General features: G+C 42.5%; 18 protein-coding genes. 9 read left to right on the top strand and 9 right to left on the bottom strand.

Annotated elements, in window-relative coordinates:
• Positions 1–749 precede the first annotated feature (749 nt).
• Genes BMZ06_RS18745 through BMZ06_RS18755 form a run of 3 tightly spaced genes read left to right on the top strand, consistent with a single transcriptional unit; the run spans position 750 to position 3,020 of the window.
• Positions 750–1,304: a GNAT family N-acetyltransferase gene (locus BMZ06_RS18745; RefSeq protein WP_089754494.1), complete on the top strand. Its 555-nt coding sequence runs from the start codon at positions 750–752 to the stop codon at positions 1,302–1,304.
• Positions 1,305–1,326: 22 nt separating this feature from the next.
• Positions 1,327–2,163, top strand: coding sequence for a protein phosphatase 2C domain-containing protein (locus BMZ06_RS18750; protein ID WP_175477932.1), 837 nt, complete (start codon positions 1,327–1,329; stop codon positions 2,161–2,163).
• Positions 2,164–2,210: 47 nt separating this feature from the next.
• Positions 2,211–3,020 carry an alpha/beta fold hydrolase gene (locus BMZ06_RS18755; protein WP_089754498.1) on the top strand — a complete coding sequence of 270 codons (810 nt, stop codon included), beginning with the start codon at positions 2,211–2,213 and terminating at the stop codon, positions 3,018–3,020.
• A 147-nt stretch (positions 3,021–3,167) separates the two neighbouring features.
• On the opposite strand, the gene BMZ06_RS18760 is transcribed toward BMZ06_RS18755, so the two are convergent.
• The 4 genes from BMZ06_RS18760 to pxpB form a co-directional block, all read right to left on the bottom strand.
• Positions 3,168–3,836: an O-methyltransferase gene (locus BMZ06_RS18760; RefSeq protein WP_089754500.1), complete on the bottom strand. Its 669-nt coding sequence runs from the start codon at positions 3,834–3,836 to the stop codon at positions 3,168–3,170.
• Positions 3,837–4,460: 624 nt separating this feature from the next.
• Positions 4,461–5,228, bottom strand: coding sequence for a LamB/YcsF family protein (locus BMZ06_RS18765; protein WP_089754502.1), 768 nt, complete (start codon positions 5,226–5,228; stop codon positions 4,461–4,463).
• 11 nt (positions 5,229–5,239) lie between these two features.
• Positions 5,240–6,241: a 5-oxoprolinase subunit C family protein gene (locus BMZ06_RS18770; RefSeq protein ID WP_089754503.1), complete on the bottom strand. Its 1,002-nt coding sequence runs from the start codon at positions 6,239–6,241 to the stop codon at positions 5,240–5,242.
• Complete coding sequence (gene pxpB, locus BMZ06_RS18775; RefSeq protein ID WP_089754504.1) at positions 6,241–6,954, bottom strand: 5-oxoprolinase subunit PxpB; 714 nt, start codon at positions 6,952–6,954, stop codon at positions 6,241–6,243. Before pxpB ends, BMZ06_RS18770 begins: the two co-directional genes overlap by 1 nt.
• Before the next feature lie 169 nt (positions 6,955–7,123).
• Between pxpB and BMZ06_RS18780 the strand changes: the two genes are divergently transcribed.
• The 3 genes from BMZ06_RS18780 (at position 7,124) to BMZ06_RS18790 (ending at position 8,147) form a co-directional block, all read left to right on the top strand.
• Positions 7,124–7,579: a DUF2188 domain-containing protein gene (locus tag BMZ06_RS18780; RefSeq protein WP_089754505.1), complete on the top strand. Its 456-nt coding sequence runs from the start codon at positions 7,124–7,126 to the stop codon at positions 7,577–7,579.
• 64 nt (positions 7,580–7,643) lie between these two features.
• Positions 7,644–7,856 (top strand): DUF2188 domain-containing protein, encoded by a 213-nt coding sequence (locus BMZ06_RS18785; protein WP_089754506.1) that lies wholly within the window; start codon positions 7,644–7,646, stop codon positions 7,854–7,856.
• 96 nt (positions 7,857–7,952) lie between these two features.
• Positions 7,953–8,147 (top strand): YwbE family protein, encoded by a 195-nt coding sequence (locus tag BMZ06_RS18790; RefSeq protein WP_089754508.1) that lies wholly within the window; start codon positions 7,953–7,955, stop codon positions 8,145–8,147.
• 58 nt (positions 8,148–8,205) lie between these two features.
• Here the strand turns inward: BMZ06_RS18790 and BMZ06_RS18795 are convergent, their stop codons facing one another.
• The 5 genes from BMZ06_RS18795 to BMZ06_RS18815 form a co-directional block, all read right to left on the bottom strand.
• On the bottom strand, positions 8,206–8,601 hold the full coding sequence (locus BMZ06_RS18795; RefSeq protein WP_089754510.1) for a hypothetical protein: 396 nt from the start codon (positions 8,599–8,601) through the stop codon (positions 8,206–8,208).
• Between the two features lie 432 nt (positions 8,602–9,033).
• Positions 9,034–10,032, bottom strand: coding sequence for an acrylyl-CoA reductase family protein (locus tag BMZ06_RS18800; protein ID WP_089754511.1), 999 nt, complete (start codon positions 10,030–10,032; stop codon positions 9,034–9,036).
• Positions 10,033–10,045: 13 nt separating this feature from the next.
• On the bottom strand, positions 10,046–10,249 hold the full coding sequence (locus BMZ06_RS18805; RefSeq protein ID WP_089754513.1) for a hypothetical protein: 204 nt from the start codon (positions 10,247–10,249) through the stop codon (positions 10,046–10,048).
• Between the two features lie 144 nt (positions 10,250–10,393).
• Positions 10,394–11,032, bottom strand: coding sequence for a hypothetical protein (locus BMZ06_RS18810; RefSeq protein ID WP_089754515.1), 639 nt, complete (start codon positions 11,030–11,032; stop codon positions 10,394–10,396).
• 976 nt (positions 11,033–12,008) lie between these two features.
• The gene (locus tag BMZ06_RS18815) at positions 12,009–14,024 is read right to left on the bottom strand and encodes a sigma-54 interaction domain-containing protein (RefSeq protein WP_089754517.1); all 2,016 of its coding nucleotides are present in this window, start codon (positions 14,022–14,024) and stop codon (positions 12,009–12,011) included.
• Between the two features lie 165 nt (positions 14,025–14,189).
• Here BMZ06_RS18815 and yfcC point away from each other — a divergent pair, with 165 nt between their 5' ends.
• From yfcC to BMZ06_RS18830, 3 genes are all read left to right on the top strand, one after another.
• Entirely contained in the window at positions 14,190–15,680 is a 1,491-nt protein-coding gene (gene yfcC / locus BMZ06_RS18820) for a putative basic amino acid antiporter YfcC (protein WP_089754519.1), read from the top strand.
• A gap of 29 nt (positions 15,681–15,709) precedes the next feature.
• Complete coding sequence (iadA, locus tag BMZ06_RS18825; RefSeq protein WP_089754521.1) at positions 15,710–16,882, top strand: beta-aspartyl-peptidase; 1,173 nt, start codon at positions 15,710–15,712, stop codon at positions 16,880–16,882.
• A 113-nt stretch (positions 16,883–16,995) separates the two neighbouring features.
• Positions 16,996–17,571: a M15 family metallopeptidase gene (locus BMZ06_RS18830; RefSeq protein WP_089754524.1), complete on the top strand. Its 576-nt coding sequence runs from the start codon at positions 16,996–16,998 to the stop codon at positions 17,569–17,571.
• Positions 17,572–17,986 lie beyond the last annotated feature (415 nt).

The following is a 17,986-nucleotide window of genomic DNA, read 5'->3' on the forward strand; positions in this document are numbered from 1 at the left end:
TAGCAAAAGACACGCGGTGATACTCTTCTTGTGCACATCCATCCCACACACACGATCAATTATAACGTGCATAAGGGGCCGCCTCCTTTTGGAAAATTGCAGCCAGCCACTCCATTCGGAAACGTTACGTGTAATCTACCCTACGTGCTTCTCCGAGGAGAGCGACAATCCATGGTACACTTGCTTCCGAAGACCCGTCTCTGTTACGAGTTCTAAGACATCACGCCATCTCGACCTTTGGTAGAAGTCGCTGACTGTACTCTTCTAATACCCGTTAGGAAACCATTTTCATATGTCATGGTGCGAAAAAATTAGCATGAATGTCTCTGTTAAAGTTCTAATTTGATATTTCAGTATAACTCCCGTCGGCTTATGCTGGTCGTGTCTTTCGGGGTGATTCCACATTTGAACACTTTCCTATGGGGGAACGGTGAGCTTCCTCTCTCGTTTCACTCCCTGCGGGATCTCACCTAGCCCCTGCTCCACTTAGAGCAACGGATCCAAGATATCTCGAAACTGAAGTAACCGGCCCTGTAGCTTAATAAGGAAGTCTTCTCACCGTAAACAAATCTCGAAATCGAGTCTTGTAGATATTGGTTCTATAATTGGAGGATTATCAGATAAAAATCAACAACATATAACAAAGCCAATGAAAAAGCGAGATTATGAAGGATTTCTGTAAATAAAGATCGAAATGGAAACATCAGTCCAAAAGGATAATCAATTGTTTAGTGAGAGGAGCTGTTTAAATGTTTACATATAAAATTGATGAGGAAACCTCATTAAAATTAATTGAGCATAAAGATGCTGAGGAGCTTTTTGAATTATCAGATCTGTCTAGAGATCACCTCCGTGTGTGGCTTCCCTGGATTGATTTTACCCATTCAGTCGAAGATACGAAAAAGTTCATTCACGGATGCCTGGAGAGATATGCTCGTAATAATGGACTTACGGTTTGTATTCTTTCAAAAGGGAAAATCGCCGGAGTCGTTGATTTTCATGAAATAAATTGGGCACATAAACGAACAAGTATCGGTTACTGGATGGGGGCAGAATACACGGGTCGCGGCTTGTTGACCAAAGCCTGCCGCCACCTGTTTACTTATGCTTTTGAAGAACTCAGGTTGAACCGGATTGAAATAAGAGCGGCTGAGGAAAATTCGAAAAGCAGGGCCATACCTGAACGGTTAGGGTTCGTTCAAGAAGGCATGATCAGAGATGCCGCAAATATGTACGGCAGCTATGTCAATCACGTGGTCTATGGAATGCTTGCAAGAGACTGGTTTTCTGACAGAAGTTCATGAATCCTTACTTGAGGTGATAGAAATGAAAGAACGTAAGACAAACATCGAGCATGTAAATTATACAAGCCCAGACAAAAAAGAGAGTGAAGATGCCTGGATTATCAATCATGAGGCAGCTATTTATGGAGTCCTGGATGGAGCAACTCCTTTAGATGAATTTCAAGATGAAAAAGGTCATAATGGGGCTTACTTAGCGTCTCGAATTTTCAAAGAACACTTTGAAAGTCTTGTTCCTGGCGCAGATCTTACGGAAGAAGTCAGAGCGGCTAATTCAAAAATATACCAGCAAATGCTTTCCTATGGCGTGGATGTATCTCAAGGTTACATGCGCTGGTCAACATGTGTGGCCATCGTCCAGTTGGAGGATACCCACTTCAATTACGTGCAATTAGGTGATTCCATAATCATGGCAGGATTTAAAAGTAAGCCAGCTGAATTACTCACGAAGGATACGGTTAAAGGAATTAGTTCGAGAGCAAAATCGAAACGAGCAACTGACCGTACTAATGGAGTCGAGGTTTTGGATGAAAGATACTTTGATAATAAATTGAATCAACTGCGTTATAATCGTTCGTTGGCAAATCAGCCAGATGGTTACACAGTGGCAAATGGAATGAAAGAAGCGAATCTATTTCTCCAAAGGGGCAAGGTTTCCTGTGAAGATCTAAACGATGTACTGCTCGTTACAGACGGGTTATTCCACCCTGATTACGACCTTCTCGATTCTTATAAACAGATAAAAGATATGGGTTTAACCCCTTATATCAACGAGCTTACAAAAGAGCTTGAGGAGCGGTCGATGCCGATAGACGACGGGACGGCCGTGCATCTTACTTTTAGCTCATCTAATTCTGAATGATACTTTCCAACATAAACTGAAATAGAAAATAGTTGGGAGGAGAATACATGCCATTATTGGAGCTTAAGGATGGAACGGAGTTGTATTATCAGGATTATGGGTCTGGTATGCCGTTATTAATGATTCATGGAGTTTGGATGAGCAGCCGTTTCTTTAAGAAACAGGTTCCTTTTTTTAAACAAAAGTACAGAGTCATAAACCTGGATCTTCGCGGGCATGGTCAATCATCCAAAACAGAAGCCGGTCATACGGTAGCTCAATATGCGAAAGATACAGCCGAAGTTATAGACTTACTGAAGCTTGAGGGTGTTACTTTACTTGGATGGTCTATGGGAGCATTTGTCATTTGGGAATATCTTCATCAATTTGGTGAGGAAAAGGTGAAGGCCACTGTAATTGTGGATGAACTGGCTTCTGATTTTAAATGGGACGATTTTGAAATAGGAGCTTTTGACCTCCCTGCACTGATAGGAATGATGCGTGAGATCCAAACCAATCAGGAAGGGCTGCTGAGAGGATTCCTCCCATTAATGTTCAAGGAAGAAGTGGGGGAGGAAGACTTAGCCTGGATGATAGAAGAAACAACTAAAGTTCCGGCATCAATAGCAAGTGCCATTCTGTTCGACCAATCCATTATTGACTGCCGCCCTTACTTGACTTCGATCACTGTTCCGACTTTACTATGCTTTGGGCGAGAGGAAAAATTAATTCCGTTAGCTGCAGGTGAGCATCTAAAAAACGAGATCCCCAATTCAAAGCTGGAAGTATTTGAGTCCAGTTGTCATTGTCCATTTCTTGAAGAACCGGATCGGTTTAACAAGGTGATCGATTCGTTTATTGCTTCGTGCCATAAGTAATTTAAGGATGGCGAGAGCGTGAAATTTGGTTAGCGGATTCAGCCTGTTCATCCCGGGTGAGTCTCGCCGTTCTCCTCCTTTTTTAGACGAGATTCACAAAAATAAGGAATAGACTTTTACTAAACTAAAAGTCTATTCCTTATTAAGTTACTTTACGACCGCCAGCAGAAATCCATCATATCCTTTACTTCCTACTGTTTGAATCGCTGTTGAATCAATGCGAGGTTCATTTGATAGAATATCAAACATATCACGAATACCCTCTATATCCGGGTCTTCGCTATCCTTCACCACTACTTCTCCATTGCGAACCACATTATCTACTACAATACAGGCACCTGGTGCAGATAGATCTATCGCCCATTTAATATAATAGGGGTTATTTCTTTTATCAGCATCAATGAAGACAAAGTCAAAAGGATCAGTTTCCTTCTCTACGAGAGAAGGGAAGGTTTCATTTGCTGGACCGACCAGGATTTCAACTTTGTCCTTAAGCCCGGCATTTTCTATATTAGCTTTTGCTGCTTGAGCGTGTTTTTCACTTGCTTCCAATGTTATAAGTCGGCCATCTTTAGAAAGAGCACTTGCAAGCCATATGCTGCTGTATCCACCAAGAGTACCAACCTCGAGAACCCGTGCAGCTCCTCTGATTTTAGCGAGCACGTGAAGCATTTTCCCTTGAGCTGCTGATACATCAATGGAAGGAAGCCCTGCTTCTGAATTAGATTCTAAAACTTCGTTCATCGCGTCCTTCTCTGGAACTAGCTGGCTATTAAAATAGTCATCCACCTCGGTCCAAGTTTTTTGGTTACTCATTAAGAGACCTCCTTTATTTTATGGGGGACACTGTTAAATCTCTGTAATTTTATTAAAGTAAAGCTCCCATTAGTTGAAGACTTGATTTCGAGACATTTGTTGAGCGGAAGGTCCTGCGGGGGACGATTTCGCTTTCCGCGGGCATGAGGTGAGCTTCCTCGGGCTTTGCAGCCCTGCGGGATCTCACCGATCATGTTCATCACGCAGGAGTCTACATCGTCCCCCTCCGGATCTTGCGATATATGTAGCTCGAAATCTTTTTTCCAAACGTGCCGGTTTATGATGGAGATAAACTTCTAAGAATAAGCGTGTACGTGTGATTAATTCCCGCTATAGAAGCATTGGAGGCGGATCAAGCAAGCCTCTATCGCCTATAGAAGGGTCCGTTCAGTCTTCCATCATAGGGTGGCGAAGGAAACAGCGAGACTCCCGCGGGAGAAGGAGTGCGAGCGAGGAGGCTTGCCAGTTCCCCCGCAGGAAAGCGAGTTGTTTCCGTAGCCGCCCCTCATCTACTTTTTAGCAACGGACCTGAGATATCTCGAAACTGAGTCTTCAACTAAAAGGCCCTATAGTGAAATAACGTGCTTACGAAAAATCAACAACAGCGATTAATAGAGTCATAGTTTAGAGAAAGCTGCTGATTTTAGATACTTCAATATCGGCTTCCTTTAGGGCTTTGGAGATGTACGCTGCAAATTCTACAGCGGATTCTCCATCACCGTGAATACATATCGTTTGTGGCTCGATTTCAACATCTACATTCTGCAGACTGGTAACTTTATTTTCTTTAATCATACGGATGACCTGTTGCACAGCCGCATGGTGATCGGTAATTAAAGCATTTGAATCCCTTCTTGATGTTAGGCTGCCATCCTGCTGATAGGTGCGGTCTGAAAAGACTTCACTTGCCGTTCGCAGTCCAGCATGGCGACCGGCTTGGACGAGCTCACTTCCCGCAAGGCCAAACAGAATAAGTTCAGGATCTACGTCATAAACGGCTTGGGCAATAGCGTCAGCCAGCTTTCTATCTTGAGCGGCCATATTGAACAACGCTCCGTGAGGTTTAACGTGCTGCAGATACTGCCCTTCTGCTTTTACAAATCCGTTTAATGCCCCCACTTGATAGACCACAAGATCATAAGCTTCCTCAGGAGTAACATCCATTTTTCTGCGTCCAAAGCCCGCTAAATCAGGAAAACCTGGGTGTGCCCCAATCCCTGTATTATTTTCTACAGCAAGTTTGACCGTTTTCCTCATGATGGATGGATCTCCAGCGTGAAAACCACAAGCAATATTAGCGGACGTCACATATTTCAGAATCTCTTCATCTCTGCCTTTTGCATAAGTACCAAAGCTCTCTCCCATATCACAATTAATATCTACAATAGGCATAAGCGTTCCTCCTAACGGTTTTTAAATTTAATTCCCTGTTCCAGTTGTTGAATTTGCTTTTCGCGTTCAAGTAGTAAATACTGAGCTTGCTTATGACTGATCTGTTGGAAGTTCACTTGCTCCCCGGGTTTTAACTGGGCGATACGTGGGAGATCCACGGTGGCTACTTGACCGATTTTAGGGTATCCTCCTGTAGTTTGACGATCAGCAAGCAGGATGATGGGGTTGCCTTCCGCTGGAACTTGTATAGTCCCGAACGTTACGGCTTCTGAAATCATATCTTTTTGATTCTCAAGCTTTAGTTTATTCCCTTGAAGACGGTAGCCCATCCGATCAGATTGAGAATCGATTTGGAAAGCTTCTTCAAAGAATAGAGATTGGCTTTCTTCGGTAAATAGTTGGAACTCCCTACCTTCCATTACTTTAAGTGTACACTCTCCCTGAATGGGGGCGCTGAATTCAGTAGCAACGAACCAATCCATCGCCTGGTATGGTTCACTGCCTGCCATTTCTTTGAGGTCTTTAAGAGTCTGCTTAGAACTTTCTGATGGTTTCCCCCAGTCAATGGTATCTCCTTTATCCAGAGCCCGGCCTTGATAACCACCTATTTCTGCTCTTAGGTAAGTAGAGGCACTTCCCATTACAGAAGCCACATCTAAACCTCCTGCGATAGACAGATAAGCTCTGAACCCTTTTTTGGGATTTCCAAATCGAAGTTCACTTCCTTTTTTGATATATATAGGACGCCATAGCCCAACAGTCTCTCCATCAATCATAGGAGAGAGCTTTCCGCCGCAGACGGCTATCAGCGCATCTTCCTGGAATTCGAGCACAGGGCCTTTAAGCGTTATTTCCATTGTAGGAGCGCGTTGGTCATTTCCTACTAGTAAATTAGCAATTCGATGGGCTTCCGGGTCCATGGCTCCGCTTGTAATGACTCCGTATTTCTGATATCCGTATCTTCCCATGTCCTGAATGGTAGTCAACAGGCCTGATTTTAGAACTTTCAGCATTATTTCCCCTCCTTAATGGCGAGGTATTCTTTTTCCGAGATGGATGTAAATTTAATTTTATCCCCAGCTTGCAAAAGAGAAGGAGGTTCTTCTTCAGGCTGGAATAACTGCAGGGGAGTCTTCCCAATTAATTGCCATCCTCCAGGTGTAGTAATCGGATAAACTCCTGTTTGACTTCCGGCAATTCCAACGGATCCTGCAGGAATTTCAAGCCTTGGGTCATCTCTTCGGGGAGTGGAAATGGTCTCGTCCATTCCGCCAATATAAGGGAATCCAGGAGCAAACCCAATCATGTAAACAATATAATTCCCATTCATGTGTCTATTGATAACTTCATCTTCTTTAAGGTCCGTGTACTCGGCCACATAGGATAAATCCGGACCGTAATCCCCTCCATAACAGACAGGAATTTCAATCGTACGAGGTTCAGGTATTTTGTCGCGCTTGTTCTGTGTGAGCATTTGTTTTAATTGCTCACACACCCAGTCGTAGGGAAGGGTGTCTGTTTGCTTTATTTGCTGATAGACAAAAAGAGGACTGTAAAGAATGGTTACATTTGTAAAGGCTGGTATGTATTCGATTATCCAATCTGGTTGATGTTCTTCTAATAAGTTTGATATCGACTGCACATCTTCATGAATCCTTTGTGAAATCTCATTTCCTAAATCAATAACAACTGCCTGATCTCCAAGAGGTTGAAATTGGTAGTTCATTAGTAAGCCTCCTTAAATAAACTCTTTCCTTCACCTATCCTATTAAACTATTCCCTTTGAATAGACATTTATTCTTCAAAATTTTAGGGGGTGAAGAAGCTATTTTTGTTTACAGAAAAGCGGTATGCGGTAAATATAATTATACCATTTGTTAAAAGGAGGGCTTACGATGCCTTGGAATATGAATGATTATCCTAGTTCTTTAAAGAATTTGGATACGCCAGTCAAAAAGAAAGCGATTGATATTGCTAATGCTATGCTCGATGAAGGATATGATGAAGGAAGAGCCATTCCTATTGCAACTGAACAAGCTAAGGAATGGTATGAGAATGCCACTGAAGATGAGATTAAAGAAGCGAAGCAAATGGGCGATGATGAGTTAGAAAGCAGAGACCCTGATGATAATCAATATGACAACCGCCCGGAACTTTTGGATAAAGGAGAACATGTGGTGTCTCACGAAGATGGATGGGCTGTGCAGGCAGAAGATGCAAAGAAACCATCGAATGTCTATGAGGATAAGAATGAGGCTGTTTCCCGTGCAAAAGAGGTAGCTGAGAACAAAGGGACTCAAGTCATTATCCATAAGAAGGATGGAAGTATCCAGGAAAAAACCGATTATTAAAAAGGTTTAATTTAAGCAATTAGTGGATATATACCAATTAATACAATAATTAGGAGGCATTACAATGGCAGACAGTAAAAATCAATCCGAACATGTAGTAGCTCATGAAGATGGTTGGGCTGTGAAGGCAGAAGGTGCCGATCAACCAACAAAAGTTTATGAGAATAAACAGGATGCGATTAACAGAGCAAAAGAGATTGCTCAGAATAAAGGTACAAGTGCCATCATCCATAAGCAGGATGGTACAATCCAGAATCAATATTCTTATTCTGAATAGTATCGAAAGAGTCATACAAGAGTGCCCTGACCGGGGTGCTCTTTTTATATGAAAATATGGTATGATGAGTAGACGATGATAGAGGGAGGATGAACCATGAACGGACAGAAGCGAAGTGATATTAAGCCTGGTTTAGAGGTAGATATCGTTTTAAAGAAAGATCAGAGAAGTGGGAATGTGACCAGAGGGGTCGTGAAAGATTTATTGACGAAGTCGCCCTCCCATCCCCATGGAATTAAAGTCCGCCTTGAAGATGGACAGGTCGGCCGAGTAAAGAATATTCATACTTAAACGATATAAAAAACCAGCTCGAAAAAGCAAAAGGCTTTCTCAAGCTGGTTTTTTTATACTAGGATTTGGTTTCTTCCATATAGTTGCGGAAAGGCATTTCAATTGTGAAGAAATTCCCATCTGCATCACTAGTAGCCTCCAGAACTGTATAAGACGTTCCAAATATTTGTTCCATGGCCTGGTCACCATTATCGAAGGGCTCACGATCAATGGATAATCCAGATGAAAGAATCTTGTGGCGGTCTTCTTCCGTAAGGTTACTCGTTTCTTCCAGTTTAACCATAGGGCGAATGAGAGTGGTGCCGCCCGGTTCCTCAATTTCATCATAGTCAATCTCTACGTTAACGAGAGGATTAGCATCGCCTAATATTTCCGTTACAATGTCTTTAAGCTCAGAGAAATCCATTAAAAAGCGGACTTCTTCAGGTTCTACTCGAGTTGTGAATTCAGCCATTTCCGTACCTCCTTCTTTTTCTATATGAGTTATATTACCATAGGAGTTTTATTATAAACCTTTCAAAATTGGAAAAAGCGGATCAGACCGTCGTCTAACCCGCTTTTGTGTTACATCGGAAAAAATAAAGTTTTCTTAAACTTGTTTTTTAATATTACAAGCGTTGGTTGTTGAATCCCAACCTTTGCCGCGGTTGATTAGTTCTACATGGTAGTTTTATCAACTTAAACGACGCAATCCCTACCTCTATTGCATCCTTACAGCTCCGAAGCTGATCCAGTGTGATTAAGTCGTATCAAAACGTAGCAGAATGCCAGTCTCATACATATCACTCTTTCATTTTCCGAGTTGCCTTTTCTAAGGCACTAATTAATTATTATAGTATTCAAGGATACGTTTGTCAATCCGGTGCGTTTTGAATATAACTACCTATTAGTCTTCTTGTAACTTAATTATTGTACGGCCTCTTGTTTCACCTTTAAGAATCTGTTGTAATCTTTCCTCGACTTCATCTAAGGAAATGACTACTTTCATGCGATTAAACACTTCTTTGGTTTTTAAGTCGTTCGCCATTCGATGCCATACTTTTTTCCGAGTTTCCATAGGGCAATATACGGAATCAATGCCAAGGAGACTAATACCCCGCAGTATGAACGGATAAACCTGCGTAGGCACATTAACGCCTGCAGTTAAGCCGCTCACTGCAGCTGCTCCATTGTACTGGAGTTTACTGAGAACAGAAGCTAGAGGTTCACCGCCGACGGGGTCGACAGCAGCAGCCCATTGCTGCTTCGCTAACGCTTTGATTTTGCCATTATACACATCTTCTCTGGAGAGCACTTTATCAGCGCCCAGGTCTTTTAAGTATTCGGTATGTTCTTCGCTTCCTGTACTCGCATGTACCACATAACCGCGTTTAGCAAGCATTGCTATGGCCATACTTCCTACTCCCCCGGTCGCTCCGGTAACAAGTACAGGGCCCTGATCTGGAGTAAGACCATTTTGCTCAAGGCGATAGACAGACAGTGCCGCAGTAAAACCGGCCGTTCCATAAATCATTGACTCTTCAAGTGTCAGACCGTCGGGAAGAGGGACAATCCAGTCGGCAGGAATGCTGGCATACTGGCTGAAGCCGCCATCATGTGATACTCCAATCTCATAACTTGTGGCAATGACTTGATCGCCTTCTTTAAAACGATCATCTCTTGAGCGGACCACTTCACCGGCCAGGTCAATTCCAGGGATAATTGGATAGTCTTTCACCAGGGCATTATCTGGCTGAGAAACCATGCCATCTTTGAAATTCACGCTGGAGTAGTGAACTTTGATTAACACATCACTGGATGGAAGATCTTTAGCTGAAAGATCCTCCATCCTTCCTTTTACCGTGTCGCCGTCTTTATGAATTTTATAGGCCTGAAAAGTTGTCATGTTTACACCTCATTTAATCTTTGTCATCTTTATTTCGAAAATCTTCATTGTATTGCTCTTCAGTCAGAGAATCATTTTTGGATTTTTCACCTTTTTCCTGCTCTCGTTCTTCTTTTTTTATTTCTTCATTAGGCATGCCATCAATTAATTTTTCTTTTTCTAATTTTTCTTCAAAACTTTGGTCTCTTTCTTGCTTGCGCTTACCTTCTTCAGCCATAAGGCCACCTCCATTAAATAGGATACACCTGCCATATTCCTTTTTTAGCCATTTATTAAACTCCTAGAGGACACTTATAAAACACGGATTCTATTCCTGCAAAAAAACAAAAAAATAAACTCCGTTCCTTAGTTTAGGAGAAGTTTATTTGTGATTGACTAATTTATTTTTGATGGTTTTAAAAAGGGAGGAGTGGACGATGTAATCGAAAGCTGTACTGATCACAAGTCCGTGGATAATTACACCGAGAATAGTAAAGATGACAATGATCGTATAGCCCCCGGCCGTTTCAGGTTCAAAGCCGGATCTTCCGAAGAAAGTAAGAGAAAGAATAGCTGTAAACCAGGCATCACTGTAAGAATCCAGTTCATTCTCTATGATATTTAAAGGGATGATTAATAGAAATACAAGCACAAACGTGATTCCTGTAACCAAAAGCAGATGCTGTCTTTTTAAAAACCGGATAAATGGAAGTGTGTAGTATTTCGTAATCGACTTAAGTCGGAGCAAGTGCAGAACTCGTGCTACTCTGGCAAATTGAAAAATAGCATCGAGCGGAATAGCTGCAATTACGATGAATGGATGCTTCTTCACAAATCCCCATTTACTCTCACTTTTATAAAGCCTGTAGAGGAAATCCACGAAAAAAATCCCCCACGTGCCCCAGACAATGACGCTATTATAACCTGTTTCCTGCCATATGGTGGCGACCGAAAGTCCAGCAAGGAGGACCATGAAAATTTCATAAAAAGTTTTTGATGGTTTTCGCTTAAGAAACTTCACCTTCCTTGATCCCCCTTTGAAACTTGTCGAACGATACTATTAGTATATCATCTGTTAAGGAGAAGGAACACGGCGCACGAACCGGCTAAGAGTTGGGCACTATTAAACGTTGCTGTTGATTTTTTATATGAGTTTTATTAAACAATCGGGCCGATTACTGTAAGACTCAGTTTCGAGATGTCTTGGGTCCGTTACGATATGAAGAGAGGGCTGGTGGGGAAATAACTCGCTTTCCTATAGCCCTACACGACGTAGGGTCGATCGACGTTGCCACAGGACGTGGCGATCTTAGTCGATCCTCTTTTTACTATGAGCTTCCGCTCGCTTCACTCCCTGCGGGATCTCACCTAGTTCCTTCTCCCATGGGAGTCTCGCCATTTTTCCCCACCAGCCCAATTTTATTAGGAAGAACGGAACCTCTGGATAGAGAGGAGCCTATCCTCCTTTACCTGTCTGAAATGTTTATAAAAGGATGAATTCGTTTCGAGTTTCTGATTCGGCAAGGTCCGGAGAGGGACGATGAGGACTACTATGTTAAAAGCGGAAGCACCTTGGTCAGCGGCGTATGGACTGGACTGAGCTGGCGGAGAAAAAGGAAACACGAAGAGCGGAGCGATTCGATATTGATTTATCGTACAGAAGTGAGGGAAGTCTCACTAGCCGCTAGGTGCTGGAGCTGGATAGCACTCCATGTCGTTTAGGTCATAATTGTTGCTTACTTCCCAAAGTGTAAGAGTGGGATGGACATGATCGGTGAGATCCCGCAGGGCTGTTAAGCAAAAGGAAGCTCAGCACAAGGGATGTTCGACTAAGTTCGCCACCTCTCGTGTGGCAACATCGAACGACCCTGCGTCGTGCAGAGCCTGAAAAGACGAAATCGTCCAACGGAGGACCTTCCGCTCAACAAATGTCTCGCAATCGAGTCTTCAAGTAATGTTAGCTTATCTGGAAGACTCGATCTAAATATTTAGTAGTGTTAAGAGTTTAATAAGAAAGCAAGGCCTTCAGGGGTGATTTGGGTGCCGGAACGGCCGCGTTTAATCGTTACATATCCACGAGATTTCAAGTTCTCGAGCACTCTTCTGATCTGCTGTTCTGATAATGAAAGGGTACTATGATCAAGATTTTCAAAGATTTTTTTCCGGCTGGCATTGGTGAAAGAATCATTCAATTCCTTCACCACACTTAAAACCGCTTGATTTAACCTTTCATCCATAACACTTTCTGAAACAGGGGGAGACTCTAACTTTGGTTTCTGGAAGAACTCTTGACCTGGCAAGTCTGACGTTGTGATAACGGACTGTTCGGATACGGTAACTAGGTATGAGATAGTATTCTTTAATTCTCTAATGTTTCCGTACCAGTCATAACGGATCAATTCATTCATTAAAGCAGGGTCAAACTTCTGAACTTGTATTTGGTTTTCCTGCAAGAATTGTCTTACCAACACAGGTATATCTGCCTTACGTTCCCTTAAAGGAGGGACCGTTAAAAAAAGCACTTTCAGCCGGTGATATAAATCCTCTCTGAATTCTTCCTTTTCTATTAATTCCAATAAATTTTTATTCGTTGCAGCAATAATTCTCACATTAATGGGGATCGTTTTGGTGCCGCCAATTTTCCTGATTTCCATCTCCTGGATGACCCTTAGTAGTCTTGCCTGCAGTTTTAAGCTGATGTCTCCAATTTCATCCAGGAAGATGGTGCCTCCATCCGCCTGTTCAAATAATCCTTTCTTTCCGCCTTTTTTAGCTCCGGTAAATGAGCCTTCTTCATATCCAAATAATTCACTTTCAAGTAAATCTTCAGGTAGAGCACTGAAGTTAACGGCAAGAAAAGGTTCATAGACGCGCGCTGAATGGTGATGAAGAGCGTGAGCAAATAATTCTTTGCCTGTGCCGCTTTCTCCTTGAATCAATACGGGTAGTTCAGTGCCGGCTAATTGCATAGCTATTTTTTTAGCTTGCTGGATAGCGGGGCTGGTGCCTAGAATATGATCGAAAGAATGTTTGGCAATATATCCTGTCTTTAGTAGCTGTTTACGAGCAGCCTTCTCCATATTTATGGTTTCATCCGTATTTTTAAAAATGAAGATGACATTGTCACTTTCTTCCCATTGCACGCGGTAGATCATCAGATTATACCCATTGATCGTAAAATATTTGCCCTCTTCTTGGGGGTTCGTTAGAAAGTGGAGCAGTTTTGTATCCTTGAATAACTGAGGCAGCTTTCTTCCAATGGCATGAGTACTTGATAATCCGCTATATTCTTGAATAAAAGGGTTAAAGACTGTTACTCTCCCGTGGCGGTCAATAGCCATAACTCCGTCATTCACTCCATCTACCACCTGCTGAAGGTGATGGTTCAACAACTCGGTCTGTCGATTCATATCAGCGAGCTTTTTACTGAGTTCGATTATTTTACCCGTGTAACGGCTGGAAATTGTGCCGCCCAGCTCCTGCTTAAGTTCAAAGTGGTCCAGTATCTCGATTAAGGTAGTGATATCAATCAATCGAACCCCTATATCCATAACTGTTTTTATGGAGGAAGGTGCGAAAGTAATTTCTCCCGGGGTAACAGCCGTTTCAATTTTACTTTCTATTTTTTTACCAGGGTAGTACGGAAAGTAAAAGAGGTGATTCATACCGATTTTTTTCAGGGTATCAATTGTTTCCTCTGCCATTTGACGCGTATCATTCACACAAAGAACAGAAGTTCCTTTCTCAAGTTCAAATAAACGGTCAATATTCTGGTAATTCATCGTCCTGCGTGCCGTCATACATGGAGATGAAGGTGAGACATTAGGAGAGGCTTCTTCTTCAATCAGGTAGGAGGAAAAAATGACAAGGTGGTCATTTAATTGCTCCGGTACATACTCATCGACGGCATAGCTTGTAATTTGAATGAATTCCCCTAATATATCTTCAAGTTGTTGATGCAAAGCTAATTTAGTTTCTGGTGTTCCTGTTATCAGAGTTAGATGATTCTTCATGTAAACATTCCATTTCTTTTGGTTTTTATTGTTTATTATTATAACACCCAATTGTAACCAGAAAGCAGCATTTGGTTAATTAAATACTTAAATATTCAGAATTCATCGTTGGCATGGTTTTTGCATGTTAGTAGGGGAGAGGAAAAACTAAAGGAGGAACATGTAATGAATAATAAGAAAAAAGGATTCGAAATGCCGCATACGTACGTGATTATCTTCTTCGTCGTATTACTGGCGGCGGTCCTTACGTATCTCATTCCCGCGGGGATGTTTGAAACGAAGGAAGTTACCTATGAACATTCGGGAGCAGAAAAAACGCAAACGGTCTTAATCCCCGGAAGCTTCAACGTGGAAGAAGGATCGAGTGAAGGTGCTAGTTTATTTGAACCCGGAGGTGGTGCCGGTTTACTAAACTATGTGTTTGAAGGTCTGGTTTCTGGAGACAAGTGGGGATCCGCAGTAGGAGTCGTTGCTTTTATACTTATTATCGGCGGTGCCTTTGGAATTATTATGAGGACTCGTGCGGTTGAAGAAGGAATTTTATCCGTAATTGATCGGACGAAAGGGAAAGAAGTTCTGATTATTCCAGTTATGTTCTTTCTATTCTCTTTAGGCGGAGCTGTGTTTGGAATGGGGGAGGAAGCTATCGCTTTTGCTATGATTCTAGTGCCTCTTGTCGTCGCCTTAGGGTACGATGCGATCACCGGGATCATGATCACGTATGTAGCTACACAGATCGGCTTTGGGACATCCTGGATGAATCCATTTGGAGTGGCTATTGCTCAAGGTGTTTCGGATGTGCCTGTATTATCCGGAACCCCTTTCCGTTTTGTAATGTGGCTCGTGTTTACAGCAGTTGGAACATTTTATACGTGGAAATATGCGAGCAAAATTCGTAAAGACCCGACTCAGTCATTATCCTACGATTCAGATCAATATTTCCGCGATGATTTTGACCATAAAGACATGACCGTTAAATTCAGAACAGGACACATGCTTGTATTGCTTACTGTCGCTGCCGGTATTGGCTGGATTATTTGGGGAGTTATTCAACACGCGTATTATATTCCTGAGATTGCCAGTCAGTTTTTTACGATTGGTCTTGTAGCTGGAATGATCGGGGTAATTTTTAAATTAAATAATATGAAAGTAAATGATATTGCTGAAGGATTTGCTCAAGGAGCGAAAGATTTGCTTCCAGCAGCCCTGGTCGTTGGAATGGCAAAAGGTATAATCATCATTTTGGGTGGAGATGATCCAACCACAGCTTCTGTATTGAATACAGTTCTCCACTCGGCGGGTCAGTTGTTTGAAGGTGTGCCGGAAGTTATTTCTGCCTGGCTTATGTTTCTTTTCCAATCCATCTTCAACTTCTTTGTAGTATCTGGTTCAGGCCAGGCTGCTCTAACGATGCCTTTAATGGCACCGCTTGCGGACATCGCCGGAGTGAGCCGTCAAGTCGCCGTACTTGCTTTCCAACTGGGAGACGGTTTAACGAACATAATTGTTCCAACATCTGCTGCTTTAATGGGAACACTTGGTGCTGCGCGCCTCGATTGGGGGAAATGGTTCTCGTTTATCATTAAGTTCCAATTAATCATGTTCGGTTTGGCAAGTGTGTTCATTATCACAGCTGTACTGGTTAACTTTACTTAAAAACAAAGAGAAAACAGGAGGTAGTTATGATGATTAAACTAATTAAAAATGCAGTCCTATATACTCCTGAATTTTCAGGAAAAAAAGATGTTTTGATCGCTGATCAGCGAGTCGCAGAAGTTAGGGACTTTATCGACATGTCCAGCAAAACTGGTTCCGTCCGCGTAATCGAAGCTGAAGGTAAAATATTAACTCCCGGCTTTATAGATGGTCACGTGCACATTACGGGAGGAGGCGGAGAAGGGAGTTTCCGCTCCCGAACTCCTGAATTGAAACTGACCGATGCTACAAAGAATGGAGTTACGACAGTGGTGGGTGTGATCGGCACGGATGGAACTACGCGGACCATGACTAATCTAGTAGCGAAAGCACGGGCTCTTCGGGAGGAAGGACTCTCTTGTTACGCTCATACCGGCTCCTATCAGGTTCCTGTGAAAACATTGACGGGTAAAATAGAGGATGACATTATTCTGATAGATCTTATTATTGGCGCGGGTGAAATAGCCATTGCCGATCATCGATCTTCCCAGCCGACGGTAGAGGAAATGGCTAAAATAGCTTCCCAGGCTAGGATTGGTGGAATGCTCGCTGGGAAAAAGGGGGTAGTCAACGTTCATGTCGGAGACAGTAAAGAGGGATTGTCTCTAATAGAAGAGGTCGTTTCCGCTACGGATATGCCGATCAGTCAATTTTATCCTACCCATATTAATCGGACGTCGAAGTTATTTGAAGAGGGCATTAACTATGCCCTTAAGGGTGGGTTCGTGGACTTTACTACCAGCACCATTCCTAAATTTATAGAAGATGGTGAAGTGAAAAGCAGTGAGGCACTGAAGAGGATGCTTGACCGTGGTGTTCCTGTAGAGCAGATCACGTTTACATCCGATGCGCAGGGAAGTCTGCCGGATTTCGATGAGAAAGGCAATCTCACTGGTATGAAAGTGGGGAGAATCCAATCACTGTACGAAGCCTTTAAAGAAGCGGTGAAGCAGCAAAGGGTTTCATTAGAGGATGCTCTAAAAGTAATTACCTCAAATCCTTCCCAAATTCTAGGGCTTCACAATAAAGGAATCATTGAAGCTGGAAAAGATGCTGATCTTGTCTTAATGGATCCAGAAAGTCTTGAAATTCATACGGTACTCTCTAAAGGACAAGAAATGGTAGCAGACGGTGAAGTTATGGTGCACGGTACGTTTGAATAAATAAGAATGGAATAACCTTCATCTTAAATACTGTTATCAAAAAAAGTGCTTACTATTCTTTTCATATGGTATTCTTAAATTACTAGATACTAGATGAAAGGATTGCCAACTAAGTGAAAATCCTATCGAAACTAACAAGTTTTGTCGTTTTCATAGCGACTCTCGGGCTGGTAGTCTATGTCCTGATTCCAGAGATTGAAAAGCAATGGCCGGGCTCTCCCTTTGTGAAAAAAGATGTACCGGTTCCTGAGGAGCTTCATCCCAGAGTGAAGGAATATAAAGAGGAGCTGGTGGCTCTGGCTGCAGAACAGGGAATAGAAATTGCAATCACGGAAGGCCACCGCTCAGTGGAAAGTCAAAATGAGCTATACGCACGGGGACGCTCCAAAGAAGGGCAGGTAGTTACTCACGCTCAGGGAGGCGAATCTTATCACAATTATGGACTGGCCATCGATTTTGCTTTAAAGACGAATAATGGTGTGGTGTGGGATATGGAAAGAGACGGCAACGGAAATGGAAAATCAGACTGGATGGAAGTCGTGGCGATTGCGAAAGATCTTGGTTTTGAATGGGGAGGGGACTGGTCGAACTTTAAAGATTACCCACATTTACAAATGGATTTCGGTTTAACGATCCGGGATTTAAAATACGGGAAACGCCCGAACGTCGCTGAATATGCAGATAAATAAACTTTTTACTGCTGAAGTTTGAATTCCTATAATAAAGATATTCTAAATTTCCATAATCATTTTTAAAGATAAGCTCCCGTTACTGGAAGACTCGATTTCGAGACTTTTGTGGAAATTAGGTCCTGCGGGGGACGATTTCGCTTTCCGTGGGCATGTGGTAAGCTTCCTCAGGCTTCGCCTTCCGGGATCTTACCGATCATGTTCATCCCACAGGAGTCTTCATCGTCCCCCTCCGGACCTTGCGATATATGGAGCTCGAAATCACTTAAGACATCGTCAGCTTGATGAAAAAAATCATGGGATTATGATCATTCTATAACGATGAAAAGTCCTGTTATACAAGCATTTATGCTTAATTGAGAAGGAGTTCATTCTCTCATGTAGAAGGGTCCGTTTTGCTCCTGTAGCAGGGCTG

It is taken from the genome of Halobacillus alkaliphilus, assembly GCF_900113125.1.
In the GTDB taxonomy this organism is placed as follows: Bacteria; Bacillota; Bacilli; order Bacillales; family Halobacillaceae; genus Halobacillus; species Halobacillus alkaliphilus.